Here is a 15,264-nt window from a genome sequence, read left to right as displayed (position 1 = left end):
GCCGTATCCTCAGCCCAGATGGATCTCGCCCTTTGGATAGCGCAGCCGTGGCACCGAATGGGTGGCAAGGAAGAAGCCCAGTGTCAGCGGCCCGACGCGCCCGAGGAACATCACGGCAATGATCACCGCGCGCCCGAACTCGTTCAGATGGCTGGTATAGTCGCGCGAGAGCCCGACGGTGCCGAAGGCGCTCGAGACCTCGAAGGCCACATCGAGGAACCTCCCGTCATGGGTGATCAGGATCAGGAAGGTGGCCACGAACACCAGAACGGTGCTGATCGCGGTCAGCGCCATCACCTTCAGCACGGCCTCGAACCCGATCGAGCGGCCGAAGGCGTTGAGCTGGGTCTGGCGGCGGAAAAAGGCCACCGTGGCCAGCAGCATGACCACGAAGGTCGTCACCTTGATGCCGCCAGCGGTCGAGGCCGGCCCCCCGCCGATCAGCATGAGCGAGATGAACATCAGCGAGGTGCTGTCATGCATGGCCGCGATATCGGTGGTGTTGAAGCCCGCCGTGCGGGTCGTTACCCCCTGGAACCAGCTGATCATCAGCTTGGCCCAGACGGTATGGCCGCCCAGCGTGCCGGGATTGGTCCATTCGAGCGCGGCAAACATCACCACCGACCAGGGGATCAGGATGGCCGTGCCCAGAAGCACGATCTTGGTCGAGAGGCTGAAGCGTTTCCAGCCCTTGCCCGAGCCCAGTTCGCGCAGCACCGTATAGCCGATCCCGCCGATGATGAAGAGGGCAGGGATCACCAGATTGATGATCGGATCGGTCGCATAGCCGATCAGCCCGTTGGAAAAGGTCGAGAAGCCCGCATTGTTGAAGGCCGAGACGGAATGGAAGATCGCCTGCCAGACCCCGTCGCGCAGCCCGAGCCGTGGCACGAAGCTGAAGCAGAGGGCGACGGCACCGATCGCCTCGCAGATCAGCACGGCCTTAAGGATCACGCGCACCAGCTGCATCAGGCGGTGCATGGAGTTCTGGTTGAGGTCCTCGCGCAGATAGATCTGTCCGGTCAGGCCGATCGGCAGGCCAAGGGCCCCCAGCACCAGCACGGCAAAGGTCATCAGCCCGAGCCCGCCCAGCTGGATCAGGAAGGCCAGCACCATCTGCCCGAAGAGGCTCAGGCTGGTGCCGATATCGAAGACCACGAGCCCCGTCACTGTCACCGCCGAGGTGGCGGTGAAGAGCGCATCCGACCAGCTGATCTGGGCATGGCGCGAGATGGGCAGCATCAGCGCGCAGGCGCCCAGGAGGATCGCCGAGGCATAGAGCACGGCCAGCAGGAGCGGCGGTGGCATATGGGTCAGGCGACGCTGGCATTTGTGCCAGAGCATACGCGTCGAGGGTTTCACAACGCATCCCCGAAGCTGCGCAGATCGGGCCTGCGGCCCAGCACCAGAAGCTTGTCCTGGGGTGCAAGCTCCAGCCCCTCGGTCTCGCAGGGATGGAACTCGGTGCCCCGCATCAAGCCCAGAAGCCGCAGATCGTAATGTTCGAAATCCAGCGAGGAGAGCAGGCGCCCCTTCAGCCTCTCGGGCACGGCCATGGTCACCACGCTGAACCCGTTGCCGAGGTTGACGTAATCCTGCACCACGGGATTGTTCAGGCGCTGCGCCACATGGCGGCCCATTTCCTGCTCGGGCAAGATGATCCGGTCGGCGCCGAGCTTGGACAGGATGCGGTGATGGGTCTTGTTGATCGCCTTCACCCAGAGCTGGTCCACGCCCAGCACGCGCACATTCATCGTGGCCAGAATGCTCGACTCGATATCATGGCCGATGGCCACGAGTGCCACGTCATAGCGGTCGACGCCCGCCTCGCGCAGGGCCTGCTCGTCGGTGGCGTCCAGAATAACGGTAGAGGTCAGTGCATCGGCCAGTTTGGCCACGCGGGCCTCGTCCTGATCGATGCCCATGACGGTGTTGCCAAATCTCGCCAGTTCGCTTGCTACCGCAGAGCCGAACGCTCCGAGGCCGATAATCGCGAAGGTGCGGGTTTCTTTGGGCATGTTGGCTCCGTAGGCCGTTTCAGATGCGCCAGAGGTTGGCGCGGATTCGCGGAAAGTCAATCTGTTACGCGACTTGCCCGAAAGGCGGGCACTTCGCGCGCGCGATAAATGGACTTTGCTCCCGTTTGCAAATGGGTGTCGCTTATAAACAAGTCAGGTCGCTCAGGGATTTGACAGGGGCTGCGGGGCGGATTTGCCTTGGGATAGCCCGCATAGGTTGCGGCCACCGGAGGATTCCCATGCGCGACGACCCTTTATTGCAGCCTTTCACGCTCAAACATCTGACCCTGAAAAACCGGATCTTCATCAGTTCGCACGAGCCTGCCTATGCCGAGAACGGGATGCCGACCGAGCGCTACCGCGCCTATCACCTCGAACGCGCCCGCGCGGGGATCGCGATGACCATGACCGCGGGTTCGGCCAGCGTCGCCGCCGACAGCCCGCCCGCTTTCAACAATATCCTCGCCTATAAGGACGAGATCGTGGGCCATATGGGCAAGCTTGCGCAGGAATGTCATGACGAGGGCTGCGCGGTGATGATCCAGCTGACCCATCTGGGCCGCCGCACCCGCTGGGACCGTGGCGACTGGCTGCCCACCGTCGCCCCCGGCACCGTCCGCGAGCCTGCCCACCGCGCGATGCCCAAGCTGATCGAGGACTGGGACATCACCCGCATCATCACCGATTATGCGGATGCCGCCGAGCGGATGAAACACGCAGGGCTCGACGGGATCGAGCTGGAGGCTTACGGCCATCTGATGGACCAGTTCTGGTCGCCGCAATGGAACGAGCTGGACGGCCCCTATGGCGCGCAGAGCCTTGAAAGCCGCATGAAATTCTCGATGGAGGTGCTGCAGGCGATCCGTGACCGCGTGGGGCCCGAATTCATCGTGGGGGTGCGCGGTGTGGTCGATGAGGACCTGCCGCAGGGGATCAATGCGGGCGAGGGCCGCGAGATTGCCAAGCGCCTGACCGAAAGCGGGCTGATCGATTTCTTCAACGTCATCCGCGGTCATATCGACACCGATGCGGGGCTCACCGATGTGATCCCGATCCAAGGGTCGCGCTCGGCCCCGCATCTGGATGTGGCGGGCGAGGTGAAGGCGCAGGTCCGGCTGCCGGTGCTGCATGCCGCGCGCATCCCCGATCTGTCGACCGCGCGCCATGCCATTGCCTCGGGCAAGCTGGATATGGTCGGCATGACCCGCGCCCATATCGCCGATCCGCATCTGGTGGCCAAGTTGGTGGCGGGTCAGGAAGAGCGTATCCGGCCCTGTGTCGGCGCGAATTTCTGTATCGATCGCATCTATCAGGCGGGCGGGGCGCTATGTATGCACAATCCCTCCTCGGGCCGCGAGATCGAGCTGCCGCACCGGATCGATCCTGCCGAGGCACCCTTGCGGGTGACGGTTGTGGGGGCAGGGCCTGCGGGGCTTGAGGCCGCACGGGTCGCGGCGCTGCGTGGCCATAAGGTCACCGTTCTGGAAGCCGCCAACGAGGCGGGCGGCCAGATCCGGCTGACCGCACAGGACCCACGCCGCCGCGAGATGCTCGCGGTCACCGAATGGCGGATGAGCGAATGCGATACGCTGGGGGTCAGCTTCAAATTCAACTGTTTCGCCGAAGGCGAGGATGTGCTGGCGCAGGAGCCGCAGGTGGTCGTTGTGGCGACAGGCGGTCTGCCGCGCACCGATCTGGGCCAGCCCGGCGCGGATCTGGCGATCAGCGCATGGGATATCCTCTCGGGGGATGTGACGCCGGCCTCCGAGGTGCTGATCTTCGATGAGGCGGGCGATCATGCAGGGCTGATGGCGGCCGAGAGGATTACCGCGGCTGGTGGCAAGGTCGAACTGGTCTCGGCGGATCGGGCCTTGGCGCCCGAGGTCATGGCGATGAACCTCACCCCCTATATCCGCGCGCTGCAGGGGCGCGATTTCAGGACCACGCTGACATGGCGGCTGAAGGCGGCCACGCGCGAGGGCAACCGGATCAAGGTCACGCTGGGTTCGGATTACGGGCCGGAGGAGGAGGAACGTCTGGTCGATCAGCTGGTGGTGAATTCCGGCACGCTGCCGCTCGATGATCTCTATTTCGATCTCAAGGGGCAGTCCTCCAATCTGGGGCAGGTCGATTACGAGGCATTGATCGCGGGCCGCCCGCAGACGCTTGCCCCCAATGCGGATGGAAGGTTCAAGCTGTTCCGCATCGGGGATGCGGTCTCGGCGCGCAACACCCATGCGGCGGTGCTGGACGGGATGCGCCTGATGCGGGCGATGTAAGGGCTCAGCCCTTGCGGGTGCCGGCCCTGTCGGCCTGCGGAGGCGTGCCGAACCGCGCGTGATAGCGGGTGGTGAAATGCGCCTGTGAGGAAAACCCCGTCATCTGGGCGATTTCGGCCAGAGGCTGGGCGCTGCGCTGCACCAGTGCGCGGGCCACATCGAGGCGCATCTGGCGGTAGATCTCCATCACCGGCGCACCGAGGGCCGCGTTGAACTGGCGTTGCAGCTGGCGCTCGGAGAGCCCCGCCAGCTGGGCCAGCTGTGCGGGGCTGAGCGGGTCGGCGATATGCGCCTCCATCAGTTCCAGCGCCGCCTCCACCATCGGTGGCAGAACCCCGTAACGGGCGCTGATCGACCCTTTCTGGGGTGTTTCGGAGGGGCGCACCTGCGCCTGGATGAACCAGTCGGAAATCTCGTGCGCGAAATGTGCCCCGTGATCACGCGCGATCAGCATATGGATCATGTCGAGCGGGGCCGATCCCCCTGCGCAGGTATAGCGGTCGCGGTCGATCACGAAGAGCCGGCGCTCCAGCAGGAGCGTCGGGTCGATCTCCTCGATATCGCTGTAATGATGCCAATGCACGGTGAAGCGCCGCCCCGACAGGAGTCCCGCCCGCGCCAGCAGCACCGCGCCCCCCGAGATCCCGCCCAGCTCGATCCCCGCCCGATCCGCGCGGCGTAGCCATGTATCGATATCGGGGCGGCGCAACCGCATCGGGTCGCCCCCCGCCACCACAAAGACCAGATCGAATTCCATCCCCGCCTGCGCCAGAGGCACCGCATCGAACCGCCCGCCTAGTGACGAGGTCGCGACATGGCCTTCGGGCGTCAGCAGGGTGATCTCGTAGAGTGTGCGTCCCGCGAAACTATTGGCAGCGCGCAGCGGATCGAGCGCGGCGGCCGTCGACAGCATCGCGTATCCGTCGATCAGCAGGAAACCGATACGTCTGATCATGATGGCCCTATAATGAAAAGAAATGTCTTTATAATGAAAGTAACAGCGTTTGGCGGGCGCTACTATCCCCCTCGTTCCAGTGGCAATGCATGCCGATCAAGTGCCTGTATAATTAAGGAGATTGCCCCGATGACCCACGCTGACACCCAAGACCGTCACGCAGCCCGGATGGCCCGTGAGACCCGTATCGGAACAACCACCCTGTCGGAGCGCTCCGATATGGCGCTGGTCTCGCTTGGTGTGAAGCGGGGCGCGCAGGTGCCGGTGCCCATGGGGGTCTCCCTGCCTGGGCCGGGCAACTGGCATGGCGGGCGCGGGCTTGGCGCGTTCTGGACGGGGCCGGGCCAATGGATGCTCGAGGCCGAGAACGTCTCCGAAGCCGACATGACCCGTAATCTGCGGCACGGGATGCCGGGCCTGTCGATCAGCGCGCAGGGGGCGAGCCGGGTCATGCTTGAGCTGGTGGCCTGCGATGCCAGCACGATCGAGGATCTGGTAATTCGCCTGACCGATCTCGATGTGGCAAGCTTCGCGCCCGGATCGGCCCGCTCGGCCCGTATTGGCGGAGCTGAGATCTTTGCCATTCGCCGTAGTTTCAACCGGCTGGCGCTTCTGGTGCCGCGTCATGACAGCGGGCATATCTGGCAGGTGGTGAACCGCGCGATGGTGGCGCGTGCTGCCGCTCCCCGTTGTGTCGCGAACGCGCTGGAACCGGCTCTGTAACGGGACGGTCCAGCAGGCTGGCTACCTGCCGGACCGTGACATCAGGCTCTGGCGCGAGTGCGCCAGAAGGGTTTGGTCTGCGTGCTATAATAGCCGCTGTAGTAGAATTCCTGACGGTTTTTCGGGTCGATCCGGTTCAGGATCACCCCTCCCAGCTTGCGCCCCGATGTATGTAGCGCCCCGATACCGTCGCGCACCTGCTGTTTGGTGGTCATGTTCCAGTTGACCACAAACAGCGCGCGGTCGCAGCCTTGCAAGATGATGCGTGTGTCGGGCACGCAGAGCACGGGGGGCGTGTCGATGATGATGTAATCATACTGCTCGCGCGCCTCGTCCAGCAGTGCCTGGAAGGCATTCGACGCGAAGATATCCGCCGGATTGCCGGGGGGCTTCGCCCCTACCAGCACATCGATCCCGCTATAGGGATCAGCACAAACGGCGCCTTGCAAGGATGTCTCGCCGGTCAGAGCGCCCAACAGGGTCTGTGGGCATTTGAGCCCCAGATACTCCATGAAGACCCTGCGGCGCAGATCGCCCTCGATCACCAGCACGCGTTTGCCAAGGCTCGCCATCTGCCGCGCCAGCCCCAGAGAAAGCGTTGTTTTGCCCTCCTGCGGATTGGCGGAGGTAATCGCGATGATCTTCTGACCCAGCAGCAGCTGGTCGAGCACGATATTGGTGCGCAGTGCGCGCAGCGCCTCGGCGGCGGGGCTGTCGGGATGGTCATGGAGATAGGCAAGCCCGCTCTGGCCACGGCGCTGGGGCAGGCGCGGCAGCTGTCCAATCACCTTCTGGCCGGTCAGATCCTGCAGATCCTGCGCCGAGCGCACGGTCTGGCGCAGCGCCTGCCACAAGAGCAGTAGGGTCAGGCCAACCGCGGCTCCCGCCATCGCACTCATCGACAGGACAAGGGGCGCGCGGGGCAGATAGGGCATGGAGGGCATGACCGCCGGTGCCAGAAGACGGCTATCGGCCAGTTGCCGCCCCTCGCGCGCGATGGTGTCTTTCAGCCGAGTCAGAAAATGCCCATAGACCAAGAGATCGGTCTCGTTCTGTTGTTCCAGCAGTTTCTGGCGGGTTGCGGATTCGGTCTCGTCACGCAGGCCAGCCTCGAGATCGCGATATTGCCGCTCGAGATTGCGCAACGTGGCGGCATCGATCGAGACCTGCGCGGCACGGCTCTCATGCGCGGCCTCGGAGGCGGTGGCGGGGAGGGTCTCGAGCGCCTTGCGCGAGGCGTCGAGCGCCGCGCGCGCCTGCGTCAGATCACCGTCAAGTTTTTGTAGCCGGCGGGTCTGCACCAGCGTGCGCGTGGTTTCCGCATTGGTGGTGTCGAGTTTCGACAATTCGGCATTCGAAGTTTCGATCTGGTGCTGCAGGTCGCTCACCCGTTGGCCCAGCCAGCGGATCGCCTCATCGCTTTCCGCCCGCTTGCGGGTGATCTGCTCGCGGATGTAATTCTGGGCAAGCTGATCGGCGATACGGGTGGATTTCTCCGCTTCGCTGGTGACCGCGCTCAGTTCGAACACCAGACTGGGGGCCAGATTTCGGATCGAGATAGAATTCGCGAGCAGCGAGATCGCGGTTTCACGCGCCTCTGTCGCGCCTTTTTCCCGATCGGTTTTCTCGAGCGGGATCAGGGATTTGATCCGCGCGGACGCACTTTCAGGGCGTAACGCGGGATTGAATTCCGGGTCTTCGACCAGCCGCAGATCATCGACCACGGTGCCCAGAAGAGGGCGGCCGCGCAGGATTTCGACCTCGGTCCGGCGGATGGTCTCGTCGATGGGCTGCATGCGTTCGGTAACCGGATTGGGGTCGGTGAACTGTTCTGTTCGTGGGTCGAGCAGGATGCTGGCGGTCGCTTTGTAAAGCGGCCTAGCCATCGTGCTCAGCCAGAGCTGCGCGAGACCCAACGCGACCAGCGTGGCCGCGAGGATCAGCCATCGCCCGCCCCAAACCATCCGCAGCAGGGCAATGATCTGCCCGTCCTCGACTATGGCCGTCTCCTGAACGGCGCTAAGCGTCAGATGTGGCTGGGTGGTGCGGAAATTCGGTTGCACGCTCATGGCAGGTCTCCCCCATCATGAACAGGGCGCGATGCGCGGATATAAGCCAAGCAATCCATCAACAAAATATCTACCATTCAAGCCCCGTAAAACGTCGTCAGATGCGGGTTGACCATAAGTTAGTCTTAGGAATGGCGGGGCTCAGTTAATTCGTGCTTAATGCCGTTAGGGTAAATGAATCGCATTCGATCTATCTGTCACGAGTCCCATGTCCCGTTCCTTTCTCTATATCCATGTTCCTAAATGCGGCGGCACCAGTTTCGGTGCGGCCCTGCGCCTTGCCTATTGGCCCTCGCAGGCCACGATCGATATCGACAGGACAAGACGTCTGGCTCAGGCGCTCGCGCCAGAGGCAACGGGAACGGAGCTGATTCTGGCTGATTATGCGCAGCGCCGCGTGGAACTGGCGCAGATGCTCGACCGGCGGGTGCGCTGTATTTCGGCCCATGTCCGGTTTAGCGACACGGTGCTCTCGACGCTCGATCCGGCGCGGGCCTGCGTGACCTTGCTGCGCGATCCGGTGGCGCGGTTCCTGTCGCATTATGCCTATGTCCAGCGCCACCACCCCGATCCATCGCGTGCCGGAACGCTCGATGCCTTTCTCGGGACGGAGGCGGCCCAGCGTTTCGGCTCGCAATATCTGTTCTATTTTGCCGAGACCTATCAACATCATAGTGCTGATGTCGCGGGTGACACGCAGCGCGCCTGTCGCGCGTTGGAGCGGTTCTCGCTGGTGGGGTTTCTGGAGGAGGGGGCCGCTTTCCGCCGCGCGCTGCAGCGTCTGGCGGGCCGTCCTCTTGTGCCACTCTCACGCAACCGCCGCCCCGATCCTGCACCGGAGCTGCCTGCCGCGTTGCGGGCACGGGTCGAGGCGGTTTGCGCGCCCGATCTGGACATCTATCACCATATCCGTTCCGCCGCGACCGCCGGCTTCTATCAGGGCGGGGTCTGAGCCATGTCGAAGGGCCTCTGGTCACTGGTTCTGCAAATGTCGCGTCTGGGCGGAAACGTGGTGTTTTTCCTTGCTATGGCGCGACTTTTGCCGGTGGCGGATCTCGGGGCCTTCGCAACGGGACTTGCGCTTTTCCGCTGGATGCAGGTTGTCCACAAGGGGGGGATTGCCGATGCGGTCGTCCTGACTGCACCCGGCGATATGCGCCGCATGGACACGCTCTTCTGGCTCGCGCAACTGATGACACTGGGCATCTGTCTGCTGGCGCTGGGGCTGATGGTGCTTGCGGCGTGGGGGATCGGGGCGCTGGCGGGAATGGGACCGGTGATCGCCACGTTGATGCTGGTGCCACTGTTCCAGGGGCTGAGTGCCGTGCAGGAGGCGCAATTGCGGCAGGCTTTGCGGCTGAAGGCGCTCGCCTGCCGCACGGCCTTCGTGCAGCTGGTCTCGGCGCTGGGGGGATTTGCGCTCTATGCGCTGGGGGCCGGGCTGTGGTCGCTCGTGGGGTTTGCGGTGCTCAACGCGGCGCTCTCGGCGGTCCTGTCATGGCGGATGGCCCGCTGGTGGCCGCAGGCAGGACCGGATCGCGGGGCCATCCGCGCGATCGCGCCCGAGGTTTTTGCCATCGCGGGGCGCGGGCTGGTGGCGGGGGCCGCGTTGCCCTTGCTCCAACTGGCGCTGGGGCTCGTCTATGGCGGGGCCGTGGCGGGGGGCTTCCAGATCGCGCAGCGGATCTTCCAGCTTCTGGACGCCGTCACCCTTGCGCCGATCCGGTTTCTGGTGCTGCCGATGCTCTGGCGGGCCAAGGGTCAGAGCCCTGCGCTGGTCCGGCGGGTGATCGGAGCGGCGGCGTCCCTGTCCGCTCCGTTCTATGTGATGGCGGCGCTCTGGGCCCAGCCTGTGCTGGTCTGGCTTCTGGGGCGTCCGGCGGGAGAGATGGCGGCGCCGATGGTGCAGATCATGGCCGCTCTGGGGCCGGTGGCGAGCCTCGTTCTGGCGCTCGACCAGGCGCTTGTCGCGCAGAAATCGGCTGGACGGGCGCTCTGGCGGGCCTGTCTGACGCTGGCATTTACCGTGGTCTTCATGGCGCTGGCCCTGCCGGTCTCGGCCTACGCCGGCATTGGCAGCTATGTTCTGGCCGCTTATCTTGCGCTGGCGGTCACGCTGGGGCGAAGCCTGCGGCTGATCGGCGTCAGGCCGCAGGATGTGGCGCGGGCTTTGGCGCTACCCTATATGCTATCGGCGGGTCTCGGGGTCTGCCTGTGGCGTCTGGGCGCGCTCGTGGCGGAGTGGCCGCTGCTGTGGCAGCTTATGGGGCAGGGGGCGCTGATGCTTGTGGCCTGCCTGCCGTTCTGGGCGGTGGTGCTCCGGCGCTCGCGCGGGCGGTCTATGCCGCCACACGCTTGACAAGAAGATCCGCCAGCGCCGCGCCCGAGGCTTCCCATGTGAACCGGCAGGCGCGGTTATGGCCCTCCATCACCATGGCATCGCGTGCTTTGGCGGACAGCCGGAGGAATCTCGTGATCGTCTGCGCGATCGCCCCGCTATCTTCGGGATTGAAGTAAAGCGGTGCATGTTCGAGCACTTCGGGCATGGCGGTGGTGTTGGATGACAGCACCGGCGTGCCGAAGCGCATCGCCTCCAGAGGCGGTATCCCGAATCCCTCGCGCAGCGGCGGCCAGATGAAGGCCCGCGCGCCTGCATAAAGCGCGGCGAGCGTCGCGTCATCGATCCGTCCCAGAAAACGGACATGTTCCGGCGGGCAGGGACCTTTCGGCCCCGTATCTGTTGCAAGCCCCGCAGCACTGGCCCCCGCTACGACCAGCGGCACCGGATGACCGGCCTCGGCCATCGCCGCGATCAGTCGCGCGAGATTCTTGTTGGGCGAGAGATTGCCCACCGCCAGAAAGAAGCCGTTCTTGGTCAGACCCAGATCACGCATCACCTTCGCGGTATTTTCGGGCGGTGGAAGGTGGTCGGAGCCGTTGGGGATTACGCGGAACCTGAGTTCGGGCTGTGCCAGAACCTCGGCCAGTTCGCTTGCCGAGAACTGGCTGACGGTGCCCAGATCGCGCGCGCGCCGTGCCAGACAGGGCCGGACCGTTTTATGGAAGGTGCGGTAGCGGCGCGAGAAGGCTTCGGGGAGTTTCCAGACATTGGCATCATGGATCACCAGAAGCTGCTCGGCATGGCTGAGCGGACCCGAGCCCGTCAGGTTGAGCAGATAGGCTCCCTTGCAGGCGCGTGGTAGGGTGATCTGTTCCCATAGATGCCCCGCGAACGGCCATGGGCTGCTTAGGGGCATGAGCCGGATATGACGCCAGTCAGGGCGGATCTGCAGCCGCGCGCCTGCCGGATAATAGGCGGTAACAGGTCCGATGGCCTCGACCAGCGCGCCCTGTCCGAGCTTCTGGTCCAATGCGCTCAGCAGATTGAACGCATAGCGCTGCACGCCAGATTGGGCCTGGGTTAGGAAGCGGGCATTGACCGCACAGCGGTTCGGCAGATGTGTCATTGAATGACCCCTTTTGCCAGATTGGCCGCAGCGCGGCGCTGGTGGCGGGCCTGACGGGCCTGCCATGCCAGCACGCTCTGGCGGGTGCTCTCGCGCCCCAGCCGGTCGAGCGCCCAGTTCGATAGATCGGTCTCTTGCGCGCCTTGCGCGAGACGCGCCAGATGCGCGGGCCCGTCCAGCAGCGCATCGATCATGCCGATCATTGCGGGCAGGTCATCGGGTGGGGCGATCAGCCCGTTCACCCCATCGGTGAGGACCTCGCGAAGTGCGGGCAGATCGGTCGAGACCACCGGACACCCCCCCGCCAGCGATTGCACGATCACCCGTGGCAGCCCTTCATTGGTCGAGCAGAGGATACTCAGATCGGCGCGCGCGATCAGCGCCTCCGGATCGGGGCGATGGCCCAACATCAACACATGATCCCCGAGCCCCATCCGCGCGATCTGCGCGCGGATCGCGGCCTCTTCGGGACCTTTGCCGGCGAAACACAGGCGCAGATCGGGGTGGCGGGCCAGAAGCGGCGGGAGCGCCTCGAGAAAGGCGGCATGGCGCTTGCGGGGCTCGAAGGCCGCCAGCATCACGATCATCGGCCCGTCAGAGGGTAGATCCGGCGCCGGACCTGCCGTGGTGAAACGTGCCAGATCCATCCCCGAATGGATGGTTGTAACCTCGCGGGCAATACCCGCCTGCAGATAGGCGCGGCCGGTCGCATCTGAGACGGCGACGAAGCGGTCGCTGAAGCGTGCCGCTATATGTTCGAGCCCGAGAAACAGCCCGCGTTTTGGCCATGACGATGTCTGGAAGGATACGATATGCAGCCCGCGCAGCACCGCCATATGCGGGCAGGCGGGGGCGGCCAGTGCCCCTAGCACGCCCGCCTTGCTCTGATGGGTATGCAGCACATCCGGATCGAGTTTGCGCAGCAGCCCGCGCAGCGCGAGGACCGCCCGCAGATCGGCCAGCGGGGCCACCGGATGGACCATATCGGGCAGCGTATGGAAGGCCATCAGATGCCCGTATTCGGCTGCCCAGCCCCGATCGGGATCGGGGCCGTGGATGATATGGACCTCGTGCCCGTGTTGGGCCTGCCACAGGGCAGTCGACAGGGTGTTCTCTTCCGAACCCGCGCGAAGCAGGCGTGTCAGGATATGGGCAATTCGCATTATCTGGCTCTTTGCAGTGGCGTGATCGCGGGGCGACCAGCGTTCTGCTGGCTCAGGTGGCAGGCGCGTCCCAGAAAGGCGGTCAGCGCAAGACCCGTAACGAAATTTACATTGGTGAAATACTGGACATGGGTAGAGAGCATAAAGCCCGCCGCGAGATGGGCATAAAGCGTGGCCGCCGTCAGCCCGAAATGCCCGCGATGGAACGCGATGGCCGTGGCAATGGCGAAGACCGCCAGCAGCACCAGCGCACCGGCGATGCCGAAATCGACATAGGGCGTGGTCAGCATCGACCATTCGCCACCGCCGCGCACCACCTCGATCCGTTCCAGCCGTTCCGGTATCAGGCCATCAACCGCATCGCGGCTCTGGGTCAGGATCAGCAGGAAATGGAAGCTGAAATATCCCAGCATGTGGTCGAACTCTTGCGTGAACGGCAGCAGAGAATTGAGGAAGTCATTCGAGATATAGAAGACCAGCTTCTGCAGGCCGATCTCGAGGGCGGAATGATTGTCGATCGTAGGATTTGTCACAGCCTCGCGCAGCACCCATGTCGTCAGGAATAGCGTGGCCCCCAGGATCAGCTGTGGCAGCGCCACGATGCGCTGATGGACCATGCACAGCCCGAAATAGGAGGCCAGCATGAGGTGCAAAAGCAGGATACGCTGTGACATCACGATCGGCAGAAGGGCCAGCGCCACCAAATCCGATATCAGCACGAGGATCAGGATCCGGCGCGCGAAGGGCGACATCGTCCCGAATTTCCGGCCAGCGGCCAGCATGACACAGGCCATGGCTCCGATGGCCGGCAGGGCACCGTAAAACAACCGCATCCCGCTGAACAGTTTGTTCTCCAGCATCTGGTCGCGCAGGCTGCTGGCATCGCTCTGGGCGCTCTCGATCAGCGCGCCGATTCCGCCCATCTGCACCGCACTGCTGAGCACCCAGACCAGCGTGATCCCGAGACAGACGAGATTGGCACGGAAGATCCGCCGTGCCATACGCTCGAAATCGGTCAGGGCGCGGGTGTCGGGCAGGTCCCTGGCGCGCAGGAGCGTCAGAGCGTTGAGCGCCACAAAGAAAAGAAGTGCCGCGGCGATCCATGCAAGCCCCATCAGGGTGATCGCCTCTGCACCCAGTTCCTCGCGCGAGAGGAAATAGAGTGCGAGCGAGAAACTGTCGGGATAGAGAAAGGGCAGCACGCCGATCCCGAGCGTCAGAACCCAGGCAAGTCCCAACAGCGAGATCGGCGAGAGCAGCCAGAGTTTCGGTCTCATGGGTGGGGGCCGTGCAGAGAGGGATCGTGCATGCAAGAGAGCTGCGCCAGCGGATCCTCCGCGCCATTGGCGGCAGGCATTCCGCTCCGTTGATCCGCCATCCGCCCGTTCTCCACCTGACGGTGGATCCCCGGAAGCACCGAGAGCAGCCGGTCGGTCAGGCGGGACCAGTCCTCGATCTCGGGATCACCCGCCACACGGCGCAGCCCAGCCACGCGTTCGGTCGCCAGGCGGATGCTGTCGGGATCATGGGCATCATAGCCCGCGCCATGCAGCGCGATGCCGCCAAAGACACGATGCGGCCCGAGGATCGGTAGCCCGAAATACCGGTAAAGCAGCATACGGTTGCTGTGATGGGCCTGATATTCCGCGCCTGCCTTGTCCTGATAGAGCGCCAACCCGATATCGGCAAAGCGGATATAGGCGGCGGAGACCTCGTAAGGCACCTCGCCATGCAGGATCAGGTTCGCCGGCAGATCGGCGGGCACATCCGCGATGCGTCCCAGAATATGGAAGCGCCAGTCGGGGCGGGCCTCGGCCATGATCCGCGCCGTCGCCAGATCGATCTGGGTCGTGCCCGCACAGACCGCCTGTTTGCCGAATTTGCCCAGAAACGGATTGATCATCGGCGCTTCGAGCACGGCGCGTGGCACGCCGATCGGGTCGATCTCGGTTTGGGGATGCTCGTCGAAACGCGCCGCGATCTGCGGCCCCGCAATACTGATGCGGTCGAACAGATGCGCCTGTGCCATTTCGGCGCGGCGCACGATCTGCGGCAGGCCGAGCGCCTTCACATCATCGCTGATGCGGTAGATGAACTTGGCATGGGGCGCGGCCGATTTGGCGATATCGGCCAGCAGCACCGGAGGGCCGCTTTCGATGATGACCAGATCGGCCTGCGCCAGCAGCGCGGGCAGCCGTCGGGCCCAAAAGTGCCGGAATAGCGTCATCAACGGCGCGGCCAGCGTGTCGAGCTTGCGGTTGCGCAGGCTGAACGGGTGGATCGGGGCATAGCCGAAATAGGCGTCGAAACTGGGAGTGATCCGGCGGTAGCCCTCGGGCACCGGCCCATCCACCTGCATCAGGCGGCGGTCCTTGCGCCATTTCGAGATCCAGCTATAGCCCACGCTGACCATGGTCACATGACCGCCGCGTTTCTGCACATCCTCGCAGAACCACTGCATCGAGGCCTTACGCTTCTGGAGCGGCAGATGGCCCGTGATCAGCACCACCCTGAGCCCGCGCGCATGCACATGGCGCAGGGTCTTGGCGGTTTTGGCGAGTTTGGGAGAGAAGGCGTTCATAATATGTCT

12 protein-coding genes are annotated in these 15,264 nt (G+C 64.3%); 4 read left to right on the top strand and 8 right to left on the bottom strand.

Features of this window, described 5'->3' with window-relative positions; all coding sequences use genetic code 11:
• Positions 1–9: 9 nt before the first annotated feature.
• Positions 10–1,308 carry a TrkH family potassium uptake protein gene (locus WDB91_RS19335; RefSeq protein ID WP_339115618.1) on the bottom strand — a complete coding sequence of 433 codons (1,299 nt, stop codon included), beginning with the start codon at positions 1,306–1,308 and terminating at the stop codon, positions 10–12.
• A gap of 50 nt (positions 1,309–1,358) precedes the next feature.
• Positions 1,359–2,018, bottom strand: coding sequence for a TrkA family potassium uptake protein (locus WDB91_RS19330; protein ID WP_339115298.1), 660 nt, complete (start codon positions 2,016–2,018; stop codon positions 1,359–1,361).
• 239 nt (positions 2,019–2,257) lie between these two features.
• Here WDB91_RS19330 and WDB91_RS19325 point away from each other — a divergent pair, with 239 nt between their 5' ends.
• Positions 2,258–4,297 carry an NADH:flavin oxidoreductase gene (locus WDB91_RS19325; RefSeq protein WP_339115297.1) on the top strand — a complete coding sequence of 680 codons (2,040 nt, stop codon included), beginning with the start codon at positions 2,258–2,260 and terminating at the stop codon, positions 4,295–4,297.
• A 4-nt stretch (positions 4,298–4,301) separates the two neighbouring features.
• Here the strand turns inward: WDB91_RS19325 and WDB91_RS19320 are convergent, their stop codons facing one another.
• Positions 4,302–5,252: a GlxA family transcriptional regulator gene (locus WDB91_RS19320; RefSeq protein ID WP_339115296.1), complete on the bottom strand. Its 951-nt coding sequence runs from the start codon at positions 5,250–5,252 to the stop codon at positions 4,302–4,304.
• 129 nt (positions 5,253–5,381) lie between these two features.
• Between WDB91_RS19320 and WDB91_RS19315 the strand changes: the two genes are divergently transcribed.
• On the top strand, positions 5,382–5,975 hold the full coding sequence (locus tag WDB91_RS19315; RefSeq protein ID WP_339115295.1) for a sarcosine oxidase subunit gamma: 594 nt from the start codon (positions 5,382–5,384) through the stop codon (positions 5,973–5,975).
• A 41-nt stretch (positions 5,976–6,016) separates the two neighbouring features.
• On the opposite strand, the gene WDB91_RS19310 is transcribed toward WDB91_RS19315, so the two are convergent.
• On the bottom strand, positions 6,017–8,044 hold the full coding sequence (locus WDB91_RS19310; protein ID WP_339115294.1) for a polysaccharide biosynthesis tyrosine autokinase: 2,028 nt from the start codon (positions 8,042–8,044) through the stop codon (positions 6,017–6,019).
• A gap of 208 nt (positions 8,045–8,252) precedes the next feature.
• Between WDB91_RS19310 and WDB91_RS19305 the strand changes: the two genes are divergently transcribed.
• Positions 8,253–8,996, top strand: coding sequence for a sulfotransferase family 2 domain-containing protein (locus WDB91_RS19305; RefSeq protein WP_339115293.1), 744 nt, complete (start codon positions 8,253–8,255; stop codon positions 8,994–8,996).
• Positions 8,997–8,999: 3 nt separating this feature from the next.
• On the top strand, positions 9,000–10,403 hold the full coding sequence (locus tag WDB91_RS19300) for an oligosaccharide flippase family protein (RefSeq protein ID WP_339115292.1): 1,404 nt from the start codon (positions 9,000–9,002) through the stop codon (positions 10,401–10,403).
• Here the strand turns inward: WDB91_RS19300 and WDB91_RS19295 are convergent.
• Genes WDB91_RS19295 through WDB91_RS19280 form a run of 4 tightly spaced genes read right to left on the bottom strand, consistent with a single transcriptional unit; the run spans position 10,384 to position 15,255 of the window.
• Positions 10,384–11,511: a glycosyltransferase family 1 protein gene (locus tag WDB91_RS19295; protein ID WP_339115291.1), complete on the bottom strand. Its 1,128-nt coding sequence runs from the start codon at positions 11,509–11,511 to the stop codon at positions 10,384–10,386. The genes WDB91_RS19300 and WDB91_RS19295 overlap by 20 nt on opposite strands.
• Positions 11,508–12,674 (bottom strand): glycosyltransferase, encoded by a 1,167-nt coding sequence (locus tag WDB91_RS19290; protein WP_339115290.1) that lies wholly within the window; start codon positions 12,672–12,674, stop codon positions 11,508–11,510. The genes WDB91_RS19295 and WDB91_RS19290 overlap by 4 nt, the downstream gene beginning before the upstream one ends.
• A complete protein-coding gene (locus WDB91_RS19285) occupies positions 12,674–13,951 on the bottom strand; it encodes a hypothetical protein (protein ID WP_339115289.1) in 1,278 nt (425 codons plus the stop codon). Before WDB91_RS19285 ends, WDB91_RS19290 begins: the two co-directional genes overlap by 1 nt.
• Entirely contained in the window at positions 13,948–15,255 is a 1,308-nt protein-coding gene (locus WDB91_RS19280; RefSeq protein WP_339115288.1) for a hypothetical protein, read from the bottom strand. The genes WDB91_RS19285 and WDB91_RS19280 overlap by 4 nt, the downstream gene beginning before the upstream one ends.
• Between the last annotated feature and the right edge of the window lie 9 nt (positions 15,256–15,264).

The sequence above is a fragment of the Thioclava sp. GXIMD2076 genome (assembly GCF_037949795.1).
GTDB lineage: Bacteria > Pseudomonadota > Alphaproteobacteria > Rhodobacterales > Rhodobacteraceae > Thioclava > Thioclava kandeliae.
Note: the sequence above shows the minus strand (reverse complement) of the source record. Positions and strands in the feature narration are given on the sequence as shown.